The organism is Streptomyces ossamyceticus (assembly GCF_001418475.1).
Taxonomy (GTDB): domain Bacteria; phylum Actinomycetota; class Actinomycetes; order Streptomycetales; family Streptomycetaceae; genus Streptomyces; species Streptomyces ossamyceticus.
This window is the reverse complement of sequence record NZ_LIQX01000156.1, coordinates 1-19,491: the sequence shown is the minus strand read 5'-3', so window position 1 is coordinate 19,491 and position 19,491 is coordinate 1. Positions and strand designations below refer to the sequence as shown.

Here is a 19,491-nt window from a genome sequence, read left to right as displayed (position 1 = left end):
GTCAGCCCAGGTAACCCATCCGGTGGCTGATCTCCTCGGCGCCCTTGATCAGGACCGGGGCCAGCTCCCGCATCCGCTCCTCGGTGAACCGGTACGAGGGTCCCGAGGCGGTGACCGCAGCGATGACCTGTCCCTCCCGGTCGAGGACCGGGGCTGCCATGGCGTGCAGGCCGATCTCCAACTCCTCCTGGGTCCAGGCGTAGCCGGCCTCCCGCACCTCCGCCAGATGCTTCTCCAGCCTGGTCTTCGAGGTGATGGTGTGCGGCGTGACCTTCTTCAGACCCGCCTCGGCCAGCAGCGCGGCGCGCTCCTGGGCGGGCAGATACGCCAGCAGCACCTTGCCGCTCGACGTGGCGTGCAGCGGGGTCAGCTGGCCGACCCAGTTGTGCGCGGTCACCGCTCCGGGGCCGCGCACCTGGTAGAGGTTGATCGCGTAGTGCTCCTGGAGCACCGCGATGTTGACGGTCTCGCCGATCTCCTCGGCGAGCCGCTCGCAGACCGGGCGGCCCTGCTGGGTGATGTCGATACGGGCCGTGACCGCGCCGGCCAGGCGTACGATGCCGAAGCCGAGCCGGTACTTGCCGCGCTCGCCCGACTGCTCCACCAGGCCGCGCGCCTCCAGGGCGCCGAGCAGACGGAACGCGGTGGACTTGTGAACATCGATCTCGGCGGCCACCTCACTGACGCCCGCCTCCCCGCGCTGGGCCAGGATCTCCAGGACGCTGATGGCGCGGTCGACCGACTGCACTCCACCGGACTGTGAATTCGAGGTTTCGGTGTCTTGCCTGTGGTTGCTCACAACGAAACTATACGCGCAGTAAACAACACGATTGCAAGTAACAGGCGCGAAACTCACCTGGACAAGTTGCGTTGCTCGCAACCTGGTGCGTATTGCGATACCGGTCTAGCATGCCTCGCGTACCGATGGCGCGAGCGAGACGAGGCACCATGGCTCCCCTGCACTACGACTTCGTCATCGTCGGCGGCGGTTCGGCCGGCAGCGCACTGGCGAACAGACTCTCCGCGGACCCGGCCAACCGTGTGCTGGTCCTGGAGGCCGGCCGGTCCGACTACCCGTGGGACGTCTTCATCCACATGCCCGCGGCGCTGACGTATCCGATCGGCAGCCGGTTCTACGACTGGAAGTACGAGTCGGAGCCCGAGCCCCACATGGGCGGCCGACGCGTCTACCACGCGCGCGGCAAGGTGCTCGGCGGCTCCAGCAGCATCAACGGCATGATCTTCCAGCGCGGCAACCCCATGGACTACGAGCGCTGGGCGGCCGACCCGGGCATGGAGAGCTGGGACTACGCGCACTGCCTGCCGTACTTCCGGCGCATGGAGAACTGTCTCGCCGCCGACCCGGACGACGAGTTCCGCGGCCACGACGGCCCCCTCGTCCTCGAACGCGGCCCCGCCACCAACCCGCTGTTCACCGCCTTCCTCAAGGCCACCGAGGAAGCGGGCCACGCCCCCACGGACGACGTCAACGGCTTCCGGCAGGAGGGCTTCGCCAAGTTCGACCGCAACGTCCACCGCGGCCGCCGGCTCTCCGCCTCCAAGGCCTACCTCAAGCCCGCCCGGAAGCGCCCCAACCTCACGGTCACCACCCGCGCCCTCGTCACCCGCGTCCTCTTCGAGGGCAAGAAGGCCGTCGGCGTCGAGTACCAGCGCGGCAAGGGTGCCCCGAAGCAGGTCCGCGCCAAGGAAGTCATCCTGTGCGGCGGCGCCATCAACTCCCCGCAACTGCTCCAGCTCTCCGGCGTCGGCAACGCCGAGGAGCTGAGCGCCCTCGGCATCGACGTCGTCCACGACCTCCCCGGCGTCGGCGAGAACATGCAGGACCACCTGGAGGTCTACATCCAGTACGCCTGCAAGCAGCCCGTCTCCATGCAGCCGTACCTGGCGAAGTGGCGCGCCCCCTTCATCGGGCTCCAGTGGCTGTTCCGCAAGGGGCCCGCCGCCACCAACCACTTCGAGGCCGGCGGCTTCTGCCGCAGCAACGACGACGTCGACTACCCCAACCTCATGTTCCACTTCCTGCCGATCGCGGTCCGCTACGACGGCTCCGTACCGGCCGGCGGCCACGGCTACCAGGTGCACGTCGGACCCATGTACTCCGACGCCATCGGCTCCGTGAAGATCAAGAGCAAGGACCCGCGCGAACACCCCGCGCTGCGCTTCAACTACCTCTCCACCGAGCAGGACCGCCGCGAATGGGTCGAGGCGGTCCGCGTGGCCCGCGACCTCCTCAACCAGCCCGCGCTCGCCCCCTACAACGGCGGGGAGATCTCGCCCGGACCGTCCGTCGAGAGCGACGAGGAGATCCTCGCCTGGGTCGCCAAGGACGGCGAGACCGCCCTGCACCCGTCCTGCACCTGCAAGATGGGCACCGACGAGATGTCCGTCGTCGACCCCACCAGCATGCGGGTGCACGGCGTCGAGGGCCTGCGTGTCGTGGACGCCTCCGTCATGCCGTACGTCACCAACGGCAACATCTACGCGCCCGTGATGATGATCGCGGAGAAGGCCGCCGACCTGATCCTCGGCAAGGAGCCGCTGCCCGCCTCCAAGGCCGCCTACTACCGCCACCGCGACGCCCAGAAGTCGGCGGGGTAGAGGTTGACCGCCCCGGGACTCAGTGCGCTGCTGCGCCGCGTCCGCTACGAGGTGCTGCCCGCCAGGGCGACGGAGGAGAAGGTCCTCGCCCATGTGCCGCGCGACGTCGTCGTCACCGTCACGGCGTCCCCCGTCAAGGGCCTGGAGCCGACCCTCGACCTCACCGCGCGGCTCGCCGCCCACGGCTACCGCGTGGTCCCGCATGTGCCCGCACGGCTGCTGCGGGACGACGCGCACCTGAAGGAGACCGTCGACCGGCTCCGCGAGTGGGGTGTCGACGACGTCTTCGTCCCGGCCGGCGACGCCGATCCGCCGGCCGGTACGTACGACGGGGCGCTCCCCGTGCTGCGCCGCCTCGGTGAGCTGGGGCGGCCCTTCGCCGAGGTCGGCGTCACCGGCTACCCCGAGAGCCATCCGCTGATCCACGACGACATCACCGTCCAGGCCATGTGGGACAAGCGCGAGCACGCCACGTACGTCGTGAGCAACCTCTGCTTCGACCCGCGGGTGCTCGGGCAGTGGATCGCCCGGGTGCGGGGCAGGGGCGTCGAGCTGCCCGTCCACGTGGGCGTCGCCGGCCCCGTGCAGCGGGCGAAGCTGCTGGCCATGGCGACGAAGATCGGGGTGGGGGAGTCGACGCGGTTCCTCGCCAGGCACCCCCTGTGGTTCCTGCGCTTCGCCGCGCCCGGCGGCTACTCGCCCGAGGCCCTGCTGACCCGGTCCGAGGGCGCCCTCACCGGGCCCTCGGCGGGGGTGGCGGGGCTGCACCTGTTCACGTTCAACCAGATCGCCGAGACGGAGGCCTGGCGCCGCACCCTGCTGGACCGGCTCGACGGCTGACACACCCCGGCGGGCCGTGAACAGGGAAACCCGCACGCGGGCCGTGAACAGGGGCACACGTGCGCGGGCCGTATGCGCGGCCACCCCCGCAGGCCGTATACGAAAGGGGCGGGGCTGGAGATCCAGCCCCGCCCGCCTCCGTGCCCGCTCTCAGCGGAAGACCACCGTGCGGTTGCCGTCCACCATCACGCGGCTCTCGCTGTGCCACTTCACCGCGTGCGCGAGGACCTGTGCCTCCACGTCACGGCCGACGGTGACGAGGTCCTTGGGGGCGAGCGAGTGGTCGACGCGGACCACGTCCTGCTCGATGATCTGGCCCTCGTCCAGGTCGGGGGTCACGTAGTGGGCCGTCGCGCCGACCAGCTTGACCCCGCGGTCGTAGGCCTGGTCGTAGGGACGGGCGCCCTTGAAGCTGGGCAGGAAGGAGTGGTGGATGTTGATCGCCCGGCCCTCCAGCTGCTTGCACAGGTCGTCGGAGAGGATCTGCATGTAGCGGGCCAGCACCACCAGGTCGACGTCGAGGTCGCGCACCAGCTCCAGCAGCCGCGCCTCCGCCTCGGCCTTGGTGTCCCGTGTGACCGGGACGTGGTGGAAGGGGATGCCGTAGGTGTCCGCGAGCCCCTCGAAGTCCCGGTGGTTGGAGACGATCGCCGGGATCTCGATGTTGAGGGCGCCGGAGCGGCTGCGGAAGAGCAGGTCGTTCAGGCAGTGGCCGAACCGGGACACCATGATGAGCGTCCGGGTCGGGGTGGACGCCTCGCTGAGGGCCCAGGAGATGCGGTACGCCTCGGCGACCGGACCGAACCGGTACCGCAGCGTCTTCAGCTCCGCGTCCGGGTCGGAGACATCGAAGTGGACCCTCATGAAGAAGCGGCCCTGGAGCCGGTCGTCGAACTGCTGGCTCTCCAGGATGTTCCCGGAGTTCCTCACGAGGAAGCCGCTCACCGCGTGGACCAGCCCCGCGCTGTCGGGACACGAGAGGGTGAGGACGTACTCACGGCCAGGGTGCGGTCGAGGGGACATGACAGCCTCCGTCGGTGCGTATTGCACAACAAGGTGAGCGATACGCAACATGGTCGGCTTGACGCCGCTCCCGGTCAAGGGTGGACGCGCAAGTGTCCGCATGGCTGAATCGTCATCCACCAACCTCTTGACGTAGGTCTTGGCGCCCGACAGGGTGTTCCACCACAAGCAATTGGATGCATGATGCGCAACGCACTTCAGCTGAAGGGCTTGGCGAGTGGCAGACCTGTATGTGGCGGGGACCTGGCGGGATCCGATGGCCGGAGGGCGACGGGAGATCCGCTGCCCCGCTGACGGCTCGCTCTCCGCGACCGTCTCGGAAGGTACCCGACCCGACACCGAGGCCGCGATCGCGGCGGCCCGTGCCGCCTTCGACGAGGGACCGTGGCCGCACACCCCCGAGCGGGAGCGCGGCGCACTGCTGCTGCGCACGGCCGACATCATCGAGCGTGACGCGAAGGAATTCGCCCGCGCCGAGTCGCTGGACACCGGGAAGCGGCTGGTGGAGAGCGAGTACGACATCGCCGACGTCGTCTCCTGCTTCCGCTACTACGGCGGTCTCGGCGGCACCGACGCCGGCCGGGTGATCGACACCGGACGCGACGACGCCGTCAGCCGTGTGGTGTACGAGCCGATCGGCGTCTGCGGACTCATCACCCCCTGGAACTACCCGCTCCTGCAAGCCAGCTGGAAGGTGGCCCCGGCGCTCCTCGCCGGCAACACCGTCGTCCTGAAGCCCAGCGAGCTGACCCCCTCCACCTCGATCCTGCTGATGCGGGCGCTGGCGGAGGCCGGGCTGCCGGCCGGGGCCGCCAACCTCGTCCTCGGCACCGGCCCCGAGGTGGGCGCCCCGCTCTCCGAGGACCCGAGGGTCGACATGGTCTCCTTCACCGGGGGACTGGACACCGGCAGGCGGATCATGGCCACCGCCGCCGCGACCGTGAAGAAGGTGGCCCTCGAACTCGGCGGCAAGAACCCCAACGTGATCTTCGCCGACGCCGACTTCGAGACGGCCGTGGACTTCGCGCTCACGGCCGTGTTCCTGCACTCGGGGCAGGTCTGCTCGGCCGGCGCCCGGCTGATCGTCGAGGACTCCCTGCACGACCGCCTCGTCGACGAGATCGTCCGCCGCGCCCGGCTCATCCGGCTCGGCGGGCCCTTCGACGACGAGGCCGAGACCGGCGCGCTGATCTCGGCCCAGCACCGGGAGAAGGTCGAGGCGTACGTCGCGGCCGGCCTCGCCGAGGGCGCCGTCCTGCGTTGCGGCGGCGAACGCCCCACCGACCCGGCCCTCGCGAACGGCTGGTTCTACCCGCCGACTGTGCTCGACGAGTGCCGGCAGGACATGCGCGTGGTGCATGAGGAGTCCTTCGGGCCCGTACTCACCGTGGAGCGGTTCACCGACGAGGACGACGCCGTACGCATCGCCAACGACACCGAGTACGGACTCGCCGGAGCCGTCTGGACGCAGGACGCGGGCAAGGCCCAGCGGGTCGCCCGCAGGCTGCGCCACGGCACGGTGTGGATCAACGACTACCACCCCTATGTGCCGCAAGCGGAATGGGGTGGCTTCGGGCACTCGGGCGTGGGCCGGGAGCTGGGACCGACCGGCCTGAACGAGTACCGAGAGCCCAAGCACATCTGGCAGAACATCCAACCCCGGCCGCAACACTGGTTCCGCGGCTGAACGCCGAAAAGAGGTCGATCGTGACCCCAACGCAGACCGAGGTACCGCAGCGGCGCGGCACACCTCAGGACTCGGACGGTACCCCGGTCATATCCGTGCGCCGGCTGTGGAAGGTGTTCGGGCCGAAAGCAGACAGGGTGCCGGAGTCGGAGGAGCTGTGCGGCCTCACCCGCCGTGAGCTCATGGACCGCACGGGATGCACCGCGGCCGTGCGCGACGTGAACTTCGACGTCCGCAAGGGCGAGGTCTTCGTCGTCATGGGCCTGTCCGGCTCCGGCAAGTCCACCCTGGTGCGCTGTCTCACCCGCCTGATCGAACCCACCTCCGGGGAGCTCGTCTTCGAGGGCGAGGACATCCGCGAGGCGGACGCCAGGCGCCTGCGGGACCTCAGGCGGAGCAAGTTCTCCATGGTCTTCCAGCACTTCGGGCTGCTGCCGCACCGCCGGGTCGTCGACAACGTGGCGTTCGGCCTGGAGATCCGCGGCATGAGCAAGGCGGAGCGGACCAGGCGGGCCCTGGAGGTCGTCGAACTCGTCGGTCTCTCCGGCTACGAGAACTCCTACCCCGACCAGCTCTCCGGCGGTATGCAGCAGCGCGTCGGCCTCGCCCGGGCGCTAGCCGGCGACCCGGACGTCCTCTTCTTCGACGAGCCCTTCTCGGCGCTCGACCCGCTGATCCGCCGCGACATGCAGAACGAGGTCATCCGGCTGCACCACGAGGTCGGCAAGACGATGGTCTTCATCACCCACGACCTCTCCGAGGCGCTCAAGCTCGGCGACCGCATCCTCATCATGCGGGACGGCAAGATGGTCCAGTGCGGCACCGGCGACGAACTGGTGGGCGCTCCCGCCGACGACTACGTCCGCGAGTTCGTCAAGGACGTCCCGCGCGGCGATGTGCTCACCCTGCGGTGGATCATGCGGCCAGTCGCCGACGGCGACGCCCTGGACGGCCCCGAGCTGGGCCCGGACGTCGTGGTCCGCGAGGCGACCCGCGCGGTGCTGGCGGCGGACAAGCCGGTCAAGGTCGTCGAGAACGGCGAGCTGCTCGGCATCGTCGGAGACGAGGAGATCCTCGCGGTGGTCGCCGGGCAGGAAGGCGGCATGTGATGACCGTCGCCGTGGAGAAGCCGGAACAACCGCAGAAGCCCGAACCCCCGCTGAAGACCGACGCCGTCCCCCCGGCCGCCGCCTCCGGCGCCCGCACACGGAAGGTCTCACGCGGCACCGTCGTCGCGGCGATCGTCGTCGTCTGGCTGGTGCTCTTCGCCCTGCTGCGCGGCAGGCAGACCCTCACCCTCGCCGCCGCGGACCTCACGGATCTGCACCGCTGGATCAACGACCTCAACGATTCCATCGGTGCCAACCGCAATTCCAACCCGCTCTTCCTCTACTTCTTCAATGAGATCCGGCTGGTCATCGACACCCTGGTGACCTTCGTCCAGGAACTGATCTCCCAGCCCTCCGTCGGCCGTCCCCTCCCGCAGATCGGCTGGCTCGGCGTCGTCGGCATCGTCGGCTACGTCTCCTGGGCCGCGGGCAACTGGCGGGTGGCGCTGCTGGCCGTGGCCGGCTTCACCTTCTTCGGGTTGCAGGGGCTGTGGCAGGAGAGCATGGACACCCTGGCCCTCACCGTCTCCGCGGTCCTCGTGGCACTGCTGTTCGCGATCCCGCTCGGCGTGTGGGCGGGGCTGTCCGACCGGTTCAACCGGATCGTGACGCCCTTCCTGGACTTCATGCAGACGATGCCGACCTTCGTCTACCTGGCCCCGCTGACGCTGTTCTTCCTCATCGGCGGCGCCTCGGCCACCATCGCCACCGTCATCTACGCGTCGCCGCCCGCGATCCGGATCACCGCGCACGCCATCCGGTCCGTCCCCGAGACCACCGTCGAGGCGGCCGACTCGCTCGGCGCGACCCGGCGGCAGGCGCTGCTGAAGGTGCTGCTGCCGATGTCCAAGCGGACCGTGGTGATGGGCGTCAACCAGTCGATCATGGCCGCCCTGGCCATGGTGACGATCGCCGCCCTGATCGACGCGCCCGGTCTCGGCAAGACCGTCATGCAGGCCCTGGAGTCGCTCGACGTGGGCACGGCCTTCAACGCGGGCCTCGCCATCGTCGTCATGGCGATCGTCCTCGACCGGGTGACCACCGCGGCGAGCGCCCGTCAGGAGGCGGCCCGGCACGCGACCGGCCGGTTCGCCACTTGGCGGAAGCCGCTGCTGGCCGCGGGCGGTGTGGTCGCGGCCGTCCTCGTCTACATGTCGCACACCTATGTGTGGGCGGCGGAGTTCCCTGGCGAGGGCGCGACCGGCAGCTCCATCGTGAAGGCGGCCGACACCACCACGACCTGGGTGCAGGACAGCTTCTCCGGCCTCACCAACGCCTTCCGGGACGCCATCTCCTACGGTCTGCTCAACCCGTTCCAGTCGCTGCTCACCGACTCGCCGTGGTGGCTCGTCGCCGCCGTGCTGATCGCGCTGGGCGTGGTGCTAGGCGGGTGGAGGGCCGGTGCCGTCGCCGCCGTCTGCGTGGCTCTGCTGGTGGGGACGGGCCTGTGGTCGGACGCGATGACGACGTTGGCCTCCACCCTCGTGGCGACCGTGCTGGTCATGGTGCTCGGCATGGTCTTCGGGGTGTGGATGGGGCGCAGCCTCCTGGTGGACCGGGTGCTGCGGCCGAGCCTCGACGCGGCGCAGGTCATGCCGCCCTTCGTCTACCTCGTGCCGTTCCTCGCGCTGTTCGGGGCGACCCGCTTCACGGCCATCGTCGCCGCGATCGTCTACGCGGCACCCGTCGCCATCAAGATCATCGCGGATGGGGTGCGGGCCGTGCCGGAGGCCACCGTAGAGGCGGCCACCTCCGCCGGGTGCAACACCTGGCAGATCATCACCAAGGTTCAACTGCCGATGTCACGCAGTGCCCTGACGCTCGCGACCAATCAGGGCCTGATCTACGTGCTGTCGATGGTTGTTGTGGGCGGCCTGGTAGGAGCGGGCGCCCTCGGCTACGACGTCGTGGCCGGCTTCGCCCAGGGGCAGTTGTACGGGAAGGGCCTGGCGGCCGGGTTCGCCATCGTCCTCCTCGGAGTCATGTTCGACCGAATCACTCAGGCCGCGGCGCGACGCGTGAGCGCGTAAAGGAGCACTGACCATGGCAACACAAGTACGACAGTGGAGAGCCGGCGTGGCCGGAGCGGCCGTCCTCGGTCTCGCCCTGACCGCCTGCGGCGGCGCGAAGGTCGGTGAGGACTCGGCGGGCTCGGGCGGTTCGGGCGACTCCGGGAAGTGCGGCACCTTCAACCTCGCCGTGAACCCGTGGGTGGGCTACGAGGCCAACGCGGCGGTCGTCGCGTACGTCGCGGAGCACGACCTCGGCTGCAAGGTCACCAAGAAGGACCTGAAGGAGGAGATTGCCTGGCAGGGCTTCGGGACGGGTGAGGTCGACGCCGTCATCGAGAACTGGGGCCACGACGATCTGAAGAAGAAGTACATCACCGACCAGAAGACGGCCGTCGAGGCCGGTGCGACCGGGAACAAGGGCCTGATCGGCTGGTACGTGCCGCCGTGGCTCGCCAAGGCGCACCCCGACATCACCGACTGGAACAACCTCGACAAGTACGCCGACAAGTTCAAGACCTCCGAGTCCGGCGGCAAGGGCCAGCTCCTCGACGGCGACCCCTCGTTCGTCACCAACGACGAGGCCCTGGTGAAGAACCTGAAGCTGGACTTCAAGGTGGTGTACGCCGGCAGCGAGACCGCGCTCATCCAGGCCTTCCGTAAGGCGGAGAAGGACAAGGAATGGGTGATCGGCTACTTCTACGAGCCGCAGTGGTTCATGGCCGAGGTGCCCCTGGTCAAGGTGAAGCTGCCGGAGTACAAGACCGGCTGTGACGCCAACGCGGAGAAGGTCGCCTGCGACTACCCCGTCTACGAGCTGGACAAGATCGTCAGCACGAAGTTCGCCAAGTCGGACAGCCCGGCGTACAACCTGGTCAAGAACTTCACCTGGACGAACGAGGACCAGAACACCGTGGCGAAGTACATCGCCGTGGACAAGATGGCGCCGGAGGCGGCGGCGAAGAAGTGGGTCGAGGCGAACAGGGCGAAGGTGGACGCCTGGACGAAGTAGTACCAGGAGCGCCGGCACGGCCTGCTCCAGGGCCCGTGGCCGGGCTGCCGCAGCTCGAAGGCTGCCGCAGCCCGGCCACCGGCGGTCGGGCAGACCCCGGCCGGAGGGGTGGTGTTACTCGCCCACGACGCCCGAGAAGGCGATGACGATCTTCGCGCGGGTGGCACCGGACTGGGAGCCCAGGGACTCGATCCTCGTGACCAGGTCCTGACCCTCGACGACCTCGCCGAAGACGACGTGCTTGCCGTCGAGCCACGGGGTCGGAATCGTGGTGATGAAGAACTGCGAACCGTTGGTGTTCCGGCCGGCGTTCGCCATGGACAGCAGGAACGGCTTGTCGTGCTTGAGCGCGAAGTTCTCGTCGGCGAACTTCTCGCCGTAGATGCTCTTGCCGCCCGTGCCGTCGCCACGGGTGAAGTCGCCGCCCTGGAGCATGAACTCCGGGATGACACGGTGGAAGCCGGAGCCCGCGTACCCGAAGCCGTGCTGGCCGGTGGCCAGCTCACGGAAGTTCTGCGTCGTCCTGGGGACGACGTCGTCGTACAGCTTGAAGACGATGCGGCCGGCGGCGTCGCCGTCAATGGTGATGTCGAAGAATACGTTGCTAGACATATGAGTATGCTGTCACGCCCCTGAGCGGCACCGTCGGGGAGCCCACCCACAGGTCGCGCACGCCTGTTGGTGGCGGCCGTGCCCCGGCGTGAGTTGGTCCCGCGTCGGTGGGAGTTCGTCACCGCGGACGCGACGGAGTGTGTGCCGGGCACGTACGACCGGATCGTTTCCACGGTCGGGCTGCCCGCCGGGCCGGGCCTGCGTCCCGTACTCGCGGCACTCGCCACGGGTGGGTGGATCGCGACGGGGTCGCTGCCGTTGCTCGGCGCGGACGTCCCTATCACCCCTGATGGTGTCTGCCACCTTTCCCAGGGGAAGGGGAGCACGTCCATGGGCGTGCAGTAGCCGCGTAGCGTCGGACTGCGGGGCGACCTCAGCCGCAAAGACACCTGGTCCCCCGCCTTCTTTCTGACCTACCACGAGCGGTGCACCTGCCTAGAAGCCGCCCCCTGCTCGTGAACGACTTCTCACCACGCAGCCCCCTTGCATCGAAGTCGCCCAGAACGCGCGGAGGCGTCCCCCGCCCCACCTCCCTGAACCTCTTGACACCCACCTGCGCTGAAGGCACATTGAGTTGCGCAACCTGAACCATGTTGCGCAGACAGCAACTGAACCGGCTGGACTAGTTTTCAATCGGAGGTGCGGCGATGGCGGGACCCCGAGTGGTCATCATCGGAGCGGGCGTCGTTGGCGCGGCCCTCGCGGACGAGATCTCCGCGCGCGGCTGGACCGAAGTGACCGTGGTCGACCAGGGGCCGCTCCCCGCCACCGGGGGCTCCACGTCACACGCCCCGGGCCTGGTCTTCCAGACGAACTCCTCCAAGACCATGACGGAGCTGGCCCGCTACACCGTCGAGAAGTTCTGCTCCCTCGACGTCGACGGCAAGCCCTGCTTCCTCCAGGTCGGCGGCCTCGAAGTGGCCACCACCCCCGAACGCCTGACCGAACTGCACCGTCGTCACGGCTGGGTCACCGCCTGGGGCATCGAGGCCCGGCTGCTGACCGCCGAGGAGTGCGTCGAGCAGCACCCCCTCGTCGACCCCGACCGGGTCCTCGGCGGCCTCCTCGTCCCGACGGACGGCCTCGCCAAGGCCGTCCTCGCCGTCGAGGCGCAGATCCGCCGGGCCACCGAGCGCGGCGTACGCTTCCTCGCCCGTCACGAGGTCCTGGACATCCTGCGGACCGACGGCGCGGTGACGGGCGTCCGCACCGACCAGGGCGACCTGGAGGCCGACATCGTGGTGTGCTGCGCCGGCATCTGGGGCCCGCGCATCGCCCGCATGGCAGGTATGAACCTCCCGCTCACCCCGCTCGCCCACCAGCTCGCCTGGACCGGCCCGATCCCCGCGCTCGCCGGCCAGACCGAGGAGGCGGTCCGCCCGATCCTGCGGCACCAGGACGCCGACCTCTACTACCGCGACCGGTTCGACGGCATCGGCATCGGCTCCTACGGCCACCGCCCGATGCCGATCTCCGCCGACGACATCCGCTCCTTCGACGACGCGCAGCCGATGCCCTCGGTCCTGAAGTTCACCGAGGACGACTTCGCCGACGCCTGGACCGAGACCCAGTCGCTGCTCCCGGCGACGAAGGACGCGAAGGTCGAGGAGGGCATCAACGGCCTGTTCTCCTTCACCACCGACAATTTCCCACTCCTCGGAGAGTCCCCCGACATCAAGGGGTTCTGGGTCGCCGAGGCCGTGTGGGTCACCCACTCCGCGGGCGTCGGCCGGGCCATGGCCGAGTGGCTCGTCGACGGCCACTGCTCGTCGTTCGACCTGCACGAGTGCGACGTCAACCGCTTCGAGCCGCACCAGCTCAGCCCCGAGTACGTGCTGGCCCGCGACTGCCGGAACTTCGTCGAGGTCTACGACATCCTCCACCCTCTCCAGCCCTCCGGAGAGCCCCGCCCGATCCGCACGAGCCCCTTCCACACACGTCAGGAGGAGCACGGCGCGTTCTTCCTGGAGGCGAACGGCTGGGAGCGCCCGCAGTGGTACGAGGCCAACGCGTCCCTCGTCGAGGGCCGCAGCATCCCCACCCCCAACGACTGGGCCGCGCAGTTCTGGTCGCCGATCGTCGGCGCCGAGGCGCAGGTCACCCGTGAGACGGTCGCGATGTACGACATGACGGCCCTCAAGCGCCTGGAGGTCACCGGCCCCGGCGCCGCCGACTTCCTGGAGCGGCTGACCACCAGCAAGGTCGCCAAGTCCGTCGGTTCGGTGACGTACACCCTGCTCCTCGACCACGACGGCGGCATCCGCAGCGACATCACCGTGGCCCGCCTGGGCCGCGACCTCTTCCAGGTCGGCGCCAACGGCAACCTCGACCTCGACTGGTTCGGCCGGCACCTCCCCGCCGACGGCACGGTCCAGGTCCGCGACATCACCCCCGGCACCTGCTGCGTCGGCCTGTGGGGCCCGCTGGCCCGCAAGGTCCTCCAGCTGCTGACCGACGAGGACTTCTCGGGCGACGGGCTGAAGTACTTCCGCGCCAAGCGCGCCCACATCGGCTCCGTGCCCGTGACCGCCATGCGCCTGTCGTACGTCGGCGAACTCGGCTGGGAGCTGTACACCACCGCCGACCTCGGCCAGAAGCTGTGGGACACCCTCTGGGCGGCGGCCCGGCCGCTCGGCGGCATCATCGCCGGCCGCGGGGCCTTCAACAGCCTGCGCCTGGAGAAGGGCTACCGCTCCTTCGGCACCGACATGACGTACGAGCACGACCCCTACGAGGCCGGTGTCGGCTTCGCCGTCAAGCTCGACAAGGGCGACTTCATCGGGAAGGCCGCGCTGGAGCGCCGCAGGGAGGACGTGCGGCGCAGGCTGACCTGCCTCACCATCGACGACCCCCGCTCGGTCGTCATGGGCAAGGAGCCCGTGTACGACGGCGACCGAGCCGTCGGCTACGTCACCAGCGCCGCGTACGGCTACACCATCGGCAAGGGCATCGCCTACGCGTGGCTGCCGACGGAGGTGGCGGTGCCCGGGACCACCGTGCACATCGGGTACTTCGACCAGCGTGTGGAGGCAGTCGTGGCCGAGGAGCCGCTGTTCGACCCGTCGATGTCCCGTCTGCGTGGGTGAGGAGTCCCGGTGACCGCACAGACCGCACAGACACTTGACGGGAAGGCGACCGCCGGCGACATCCGCCGCGAACTCGCCGAACGCGTCGCCAAGCTGACCGCCGGCGGCGGTCGCCCGCCGGGGCTCGGCACGGTGCTGGTCGGCGACGACCCCGGCAGCCGCGCCTACGTCGCCGGCAAGCACCGGGACTGCGCGCAGGTGGGGATCGCCTCCCTCCGCCGGGAACTGCCCGCCGACGCCACCCAGCGGCAGGTCGAGGACGTCATCGACGAACTCAACGCCGACCCCGCCTGCACCGGCTACATCGTCCAGCTGCCGCTGCCCCGCCACCTGGACGCGGGCGCCGTCCTGGAACGCATGGACCCGGCCAAGGACGCCGACGGACTCCACCCCGTCAACCTCGGCCGGCTCACCCTCGGCGAGCCGGCACCGCTGCCCTGCACCCCGCGCGGCATCGTCGAACTGCTCCGCCGGTACGACGTCCCCGTAGCCGGCGCCCGCGTCTGCGTCGTCGGACGCGGCATCACCGTCGGACGCCCCCTCGGGCTCCTCCTCACCCGCAGGTCGGAGAACGCCACCGTCACCCTCTGCCACACCGGCACCAAGGGCCTGGCCTGGCACGTACGCGAGGCGGAGATCGTCGTCGCCGCGGCCGGCTCGCCCGGACTGATCACCAAGGACATGCTGCGTCCCGGCGCGGCCGTCCTGGACGTCGGTATCACCCGCACCGACGACGGGCTGGTCGGCGACGTGCACCCGGACGCCGCCGAGGTGGCCGGCTGGCTCGCGCCGATGCCCGGCGGCGTCGGCCCCATGACACGGGCGATGCTCCTCGCCAATGTGGTCGAGGCCGCCGAGAGGAACGCGAACCCCGTATGAACCTGTCCCTTCCCGTGGACGGAGCCGTCCGATGAGCCCCCGTACCCCCGGCGCCGAACTCCCCGAGCACCCCGACTGGCTGTGGCGCACACCGGAACCGAAGCGGTCCTACGACGTGATCGTCGTCGGCGGCGGCGGACACGGCCTCGCCACCGCCCACTACCTCGCGAAGAACCACGGCATCACCAATGTGGCGGTGCTGGAGAAGGGCTGGCTCGCGGGCGGCAACATGGCCCGCAACACCACCATCATCCGCTCCAACTACCTGTGGGACGAGAGCGCCGGCATCTACGAGCACGCCCTCAAGCTCTGGGAGGGGCTGGCGGACGAGCTCGACTACCCGATCCTCTTCTCCCAGCGCGGTGTGCTGAACCTCGCCCACAGCCTCCAGGACGTCCGCGACAGCGTGCGCCGCGTGGAGGCGAACCGCCTCAACGGCGTCGACGCCGAGTGGCTGGACGCGGACGGGGTGAAGGACGTCTGCCCGATTGTCAACACCTCGCCCGACGTGCGCTATCCGGTCCTCGGCGGCACCTACCAGCCCCGCGCCGGCATCGCCAAGCACGACCATGTGGCGTGGGGCCTCGCCCGCTCCGCGGACGCGGCCGGTATCGACATCATCCAGAACTGCGAGGTGACCGGACTGGACGTGGTGGGCGGCCGGGTGGTCGGCGTGCGGACCACGCTCGGCCCGATCGCCGCGGGAAAGGTCGCCCTCTGCTCGGCAGGCCACACCTCGGTCCTGGCGGCCATGGCGGGCATCGAACTGCCCCTCCAGAGCCACCCCTTGCAGGCACTCGTCTCCGAGCTGCTGGAACCGGTCCACCCGACGGTCGTGATGTCCAACGCGGTCCATGTGTACGTCAGCCAGGCCCACAAGGGCGAGCTGGTGATGGGCGCGGGCATCGACTCCTACAACGCGTACACGCAGCGCGGCGCCTTCCACATCATCGAGGAACAGATGTCGGCGGCCCTGGAACTCTTCCCGGTCTTCGCCCGCGCCCACGTCCTGCGCACCTGGGGCGGCATCGTCGACGTCAGCCCCGACGCCTCGCCGATCGTCGGCCTCACCCCGGTCGACAACCTCTACCTCAACTGCGGCTGGGGCACGGGCGGCTTCAAGGCCACCCCCGGTGTCGGCTGGGTCTACGCCCACACCATCGCCCACGACACCCCCCACCCCCTCAACGCACCCTTCTCGCTCGACCGTTTCACCACCGGCGCGCTCGTCGACGAGCACGGCGCGGCCGCGGTGGCCCACTAGGACCGCTGGACCACTTGGGAGCCGAACCATGCTGCTCATCCCCTGCCCGTGGTGCGGGCCCCGCGACGAGGCCGAGTTCCACTACGGCGGTCAGGCCCACGTCCCCTATCCCGAGGACCCGTCGGCCCTCACCGACGAGGAGTGGGCGCGCTACCTCTTCTTCCGCGACAACCCCAAGGGCCCCTTCGCCGAACGCTGGAGCCACGCGGCGGGCTGCCGCCGCTGGTTCAACGCCGTCCGCGACACCGCGACCAACGAGATCCTGACGGTGTACCGGGCGGGTGAGGAACGCCCGGCGGCGGTGGAGCCGAGCCCGGTCGACGCCCGGCCGCCCGCCGCCGGTTCGCGGCCGAGCTCCGCCGCACCGGCCCGCGCGTCCGAGGCCGTCCACGCCGAGAGGGAGGTCGTCCCCGTGGAGGAGGCCGTCCCCGCGGCGGGGGCGCCCGAGGCCGCGGCCCCCGGCGGGGACGGGCCGACCCAGCCGTTCCGCCACCCCACCCTGGGCCGCGTCCACCGCGACGAGGTCCTGACCTTCACCTTCGACGGCATCACCTACCAGGGCCACCGGGGCGACACCCTCGCCTCCGCGCTCCTCGCCAACGGCGTCGTCGAGGCGGGCACCAGCATCAAGCTCGGCCGCCCCCGCGGCATCTTCTCCGCCGGGGTCGAGGAACCCAACGCGGTCGTCCAGATCGAGGAGCCCTTCCCCGAGCCCATGCTGCCCGCCACCGCCGTCGAGCTGTACGACGGCCTCGTCGCGAGCAGCCTCCCCGGCCAGGGCCGCCTCGCCACCGCCCCGGACCCCGCCCGCTACGACGCCGTCCACGCCCACTGCGACCTGCTGATCGTCGGCGCGGGCCCGGCCGGCCTCGCGGCCGCCGCGGCGGCCGCCGGCAGCGGCGCCCGCGTCATCCTCGCCGACGACCGGCCCGCGCCCGGCGGCAGCCTCCTGGACACCGGCGAACACCTCGACTGGGTCGACACGGTCACCGCCCGCCTCGGCGACGCCCCCGAGGTCCGCGTCCTGAGCCGTACCACCGTCTTCGGCTACTACGACGACAACCACCTCCTCGCCGTGGAGCGTCGCACCAACCACCTCGGCGCGGCCGCCCCCGAGAACGTGTCCCGCGAGCGGGTCTGGCGGATCCGCGCCCGCCGGGTCGTCCTCGCCACCGGCGCCCACGAGCGCTCCCTGGCCTTCGCGGACAACGACCGCCCCGGTGTGATGCTGGCCGCCTCGGCCCGCGCCCATCTGCACCGCCATGGCGTCCTGCCCGGCCGGCGCGCGGTCGTCCTCACCACCAACGACAGCGCCTACGCCGCCGCCCTGGACCTCTTGGCTGCGGGCGTGGACGTCGCGGCGATCGCCGACACCCGCCCCGAGGCGGGGGAGTGGGCCGAGCGCGCCCGCGAGGCCGGCATCGAGGTGCTGACCGGCCACGCCGTCATCGGCACCGACGGCGACCCCCGGCTCACCGCCGTGACCGTCGCCCCGTACGGGCAGACCGAGGGCGGGCGGGAGTTCGCCGCCGATCTGCTGCTGGTCTCCGGCGGCTGGAACCCGGTGGCGCACCTGTTCAGCCAGGCCGGCGGCAGGCTCCGCCACGACGAGGCCCTCAGCACCTTCGTCCCCGACACCTGCCGCCAGGCCGTCGAGGTCGCGGGCGGCGCGAGCGGCACACCGGACCTCGCCGGGGCCCTCGCGCAGGGTGCCGGAGCCGGCGCCCGCGCGATCGAGGCCGAGGGCTACACGGCCGAGACGCCCCGCCTCCCGCAGGTGCCCGCACAGCCCCGTCCGACACCGCCCCAGCACCTGTTCACCGTCCCCGGCCGCGACGGCGCCCCCCGCTTCGTCGACCTGCAACGCGACGTCACCGTCGACGACCTGGCCCGCGCGACCGGCGCCGGCATGCGCTCCGTCGAGCACACCAAGCGGTACACCACCGCCGGCACCGCCAACGACCAGGGCAAGACGTCCGGCGTCCTCGCCAGTGGTGTCGTCGCCGAACTGCTCGGCGTGGACGTCTCCGCGCTCGGCACGACCACCTTCCGGCCGCCGTACACCCCCGTCTCCTTCGCCGCCCTCGCCGGCCGCGACCGGGGCGCCCTGCACGACCCGGTCCGCACGACGGCCCTGCACGAATGGCACGTCGCGCACGGCGCCCTCTTCGAGAACGTCGGCCAATGGAAGCGCCCCTGGTTCTACCCGCACGACGGCGAGGACATGGAGACCGCCGTGCTGCGCGAGTGCCGGGCGGCCCGCGAGGGCGTCGCCTTCATGGACGCCTCCACCCTCGGCAAGATCGACGTCCAGGGCCCGGACGCCGCCGTCTTCCTCGACCGGCTCTACACCAACATGATGAGCACCCTGAAGGTCGGCATGATCCGCTACGGCGTGATGTGCCGCCTGGACGGCATGGTCTTCGACGACGGCACGGTCATCCGTCTCGCCCAGGACCGCTTCCTCGTCACCACGACCACGGGCAACGCGGCCACCGTCCTCGACTGGATGGAGGAGTGGCTCCAGACCGAGTGGCCCGAACTGCGCGTCCACTGCACCTCGGTGACCGAGCAGTGGGCCACCGTCGCCCTGGTCGGCCCCCGCTCCCGCGACGTCCTCGACTCCCTCGCACCGGACCTGGCCGTCGCCAACGACGACTTCCCGTTCATGGCGTGGCGGGAGACGACCGTCGCCGGGATCGAGGCCCGCGTCTGCCGGATCAGCTTCTCCGGCGAACTGGCCTACGAGATCAACGTGTCACCGTGGGAGGCCCTCGCCCTGTGGGAGGCGCTGTACGAGGCCGGCGCCCCGCACGGCATCACCCCCTACGGCACCGAGACCATGCACGTGCTGCGCGCCGAGAAGGGCTACCCCATCATCGGCCAGGACACCGACGGCACGGTCACCCCGCAGGACCTCGGCATGGGCTGGGCGGTCTCCAAGAAGAAGCCCGACTTCATCGGCAAGCGCTCCTACGCCCGCGCCGACACCTCCCGCCCCGACCGCAAGCACCTCGTCGGCCTGCTCCCCGAGGACCCCGGCACCTTCCTCCCGGAGGGCACCCACCTGGTCGCCGACAGCGTGCTCCCCGCGCCGCCCGTCCCGATGCTCGGCCATGTCACCTCCAGCTACCGCAGTGCCGCCCTCGGCCGGACCTTCGCGCTCGCCCTGATCAAGGGCGGCCGGGACCGTATCGGCGAGCGGCTGTACGCGCCCGTCGGCGACCGGCTGGTCCCGGTGACCGTGGCAAGCCCCGTCCTCTTCGACCCCGAGGGAGCCCGCCGCGATGGCTGACACCGTCCTCACCTCCGCGCCCCGCAGCCCCCTCGGCGGGGCGCGGAGGTGAGGAC

Annotated in this window: 13 protein-coding genes; 10 read left to right on the top strand and 3 right to left on the bottom strand. The window is 70.5% G+C overall.

Annotated elements, in window-relative coordinates; all coding sequences use genetic code 11:
- Position 1 precedes the first annotated feature (1 nt).
- The gene (locus AOK15_RS13250; protein ID WP_055516175.1) at positions 2-748 is read right to left on the bottom strand and encodes an IclR family transcriptional regulator; all 747 of its coding nucleotides are present in this window, start codon (positions 746-748) and stop codon (positions 2-4) included.
- A 200-nt stretch (positions 749-948) separates the two neighbouring features.
- Between AOK15_RS13250 and betA the strand changes: the two genes are divergently transcribed.
- Positions 949-2,619, top strand: coding sequence for a choline dehydrogenase (gene betA / locus AOK15_RS13245; RefSeq protein ID WP_055516173.1), 1,671 nt, complete (start codon positions 949-951; stop codon positions 2,617-2,619).
- Between the two features lie 3 nt (positions 2,620-2,622).
- Positions 2,623-3,459 (top strand): methylenetetrahydrofolate reductase, encoded by an 837-nt coding sequence (locus tag AOK15_RS13240; RefSeq protein WP_055516170.1) that lies wholly within the window; start codon positions 2,623-2,625, stop codon positions 3,457-3,459.
- A gap of 150 nt (positions 3,460-3,609) precedes the next feature.
- On the opposite strand, the gene purU is transcribed toward AOK15_RS13240, so the two are convergent.
- The gene (gene purU / locus AOK15_RS13235) at positions 3,610-4,482 is read right to left on the bottom strand and encodes a formyltetrahydrofolate deformylase (protein WP_055516168.1); all 873 of its coding nucleotides are present in this window, start codon (positions 4,480-4,482) and stop codon (positions 3,610-3,612) included.
- A gap of 217 nt (positions 4,483-4,699) precedes the next feature.
- On the opposite strand from purU, the gene AOK15_RS13230 reads away from it, so the two are divergent.
- From AOK15_RS13230 to AOK15_RS13215, 4 genes are read left to right on the top strand one after another with little or no spacing between them, the layout of a single operon-like run.
- The gene (locus tag AOK15_RS13230; RefSeq protein ID WP_055516166.1) at positions 4,700-6,169 is read left to right on the top strand and encodes an aldehyde dehydrogenase family protein; all 1,470 of its coding nucleotides are present in this window, start codon (positions 4,700-4,702) and stop codon (positions 6,167-6,169) included.
- A gap of 20 nt (positions 6,170-6,189) precedes the next feature.
- On the top strand, positions 6,190-7,278 hold the full coding sequence (locus AOK15_RS13225) for a quaternary amine ABC transporter ATP-binding protein (RefSeq protein ID WP_055516164.1): 1,089 nt from the start codon (positions 6,190-6,192) through the stop codon (positions 7,276-7,278).
- Positions 7,278-9,308: an ABC transporter permease gene (locus tag AOK15_RS13220; RefSeq protein ID WP_055516162.1), complete on the top strand. Its 2,031-nt coding sequence runs from the start codon at positions 7,278-7,280 to the stop codon at positions 9,306-9,308. Before AOK15_RS13225 ends, AOK15_RS13220 begins: the two co-directional genes overlap by 1 nt.
- 13 nt (positions 9,309-9,321) lie before the next feature.
- A complete protein-coding gene (locus AOK15_RS13215; RefSeq protein ID WP_055516160.1) occupies positions 9,322-10,299 on the top strand; it encodes an ABC transporter substrate-binding protein in 978 nt (325 codons plus the stop codon).
- A gap of 114 nt (positions 10,300-10,413) precedes the next feature.
- Here the strand turns inward: AOK15_RS13215 and AOK15_RS13210 are convergent, their stop codons facing one another.
- Entirely contained in the window at positions 10,414-10,911 is a 498-nt protein-coding gene (locus AOK15_RS13210; protein ID WP_055516158.1) for a peptidylprolyl isomerase, read from the bottom strand.
- Between the two features lie 647 nt (positions 10,912-11,558).
- Between AOK15_RS13210 and AOK15_RS13200 the strand changes: the two genes are divergently transcribed.
- Genes AOK15_RS13200 through AOK15_RS13185 form a run of 4 tightly spaced genes read left to right on the top strand, consistent with a single transcriptional unit; the run spans position 11,559 to position 19,435 of the window.
- The gene (locus AOK15_RS13200) at positions 11,559-13,997 is read left to right on the top strand and encodes a GcvT family protein (protein ID WP_055516154.1); all 2,439 of its coding nucleotides are present in this window, start codon (positions 11,559-11,561) and stop codon (positions 13,995-13,997) included.
- A gap of 9 nt (positions 13,998-14,006) precedes the next feature.
- Positions 14,007-14,876 carry a bifunctional methylenetetrahydrofolate dehydrogenase/methenyltetrahydrofolate cyclohydrolase gene (locus tag AOK15_RS13195; RefSeq protein WP_055516152.1) on the top strand — a complete coding sequence of 290 codons (870 nt, stop codon included), beginning with the start codon at positions 14,007-14,009 and terminating at the stop codon, positions 14,874-14,876.
- Between the two features lie 31 nt (positions 14,877-14,907).
- Complete coding sequence (locus AOK15_RS13190) at positions 14,908-16,140, top strand: sarcosine oxidase subunit beta family protein (RefSeq protein ID WP_055516150.1); 1,233 nt, start codon at positions 14,908-14,910, stop codon at positions 16,138-16,140.
- A 28-nt stretch (positions 16,141-16,168) separates the two neighbouring features.
- The gene (locus tag AOK15_RS13185) at positions 16,169-19,435 is read left to right on the top strand and encodes a sarcosine oxidase subunit delta family protein (protein WP_055516148.1); all 3,267 of its coding nucleotides are present in this window, start codon (positions 16,169-16,171) and stop codon (positions 19,433-19,435) included.
- Positions 19,436-19,491: the final 56 nt, after the last annotated feature.

Bases quoted from the DNA above. Each gene is read 5' to 3' on its own strand.
- betA (WP_055516173.1), top strand. From the start codon at position 949: ATGGCTCCCCTGCACTACGACTTCGTCATCGTCGGCGGCGGTTCGGCC.
- purU (WP_055516168.1), bottom strand. From the start codon at position 4,482: ATGTCCCCTCGACCGCACCCTGGCCGTGAGTACGTCCTCACCCTCTCG.
- AOK15_RS13220 (WP_055516162.1), top strand. From the start codon at position 7,278: ATGACCGTCGCCGTGGAGAAGCCGGAACAACCGCAGAAGCCCGAACCC.
- AOK15_RS13215 (WP_055516160.1), top strand. From the start codon at position 9,322: ATGGCAACACAAGTACGACAGTGGAGAGCCGGCGTGGCCGGAGCGGCC.
- AOK15_RS13210 (WP_055516158.1), bottom strand. From the start codon at position 10,911: ATGTCTAGCAACGTATTCTTCGACATCACCATTGACGGCGACGCCGCC.
- AOK15_RS13200 (WP_055516154.1), top strand. From the start codon at position 11,559: ATGGCGGGACCCCGAGTGGTCATCATCGGAGCGGGCGTCGTTGGCGCG.
- AOK15_RS13190 (WP_055516150.1), top strand. From the start codon at position 14,908: ATGAGCCCCCGTACCCCCGGCGCCGAACTCCCCGAGCACCCCGACTGG.
- AOK15_RS13185 (WP_055516148.1), top strand. From the start codon at position 16,169: ATGCTGCTCATCCCCTGCCCGTGGTGCGGGCCCCGCGACGAGGCCGAG.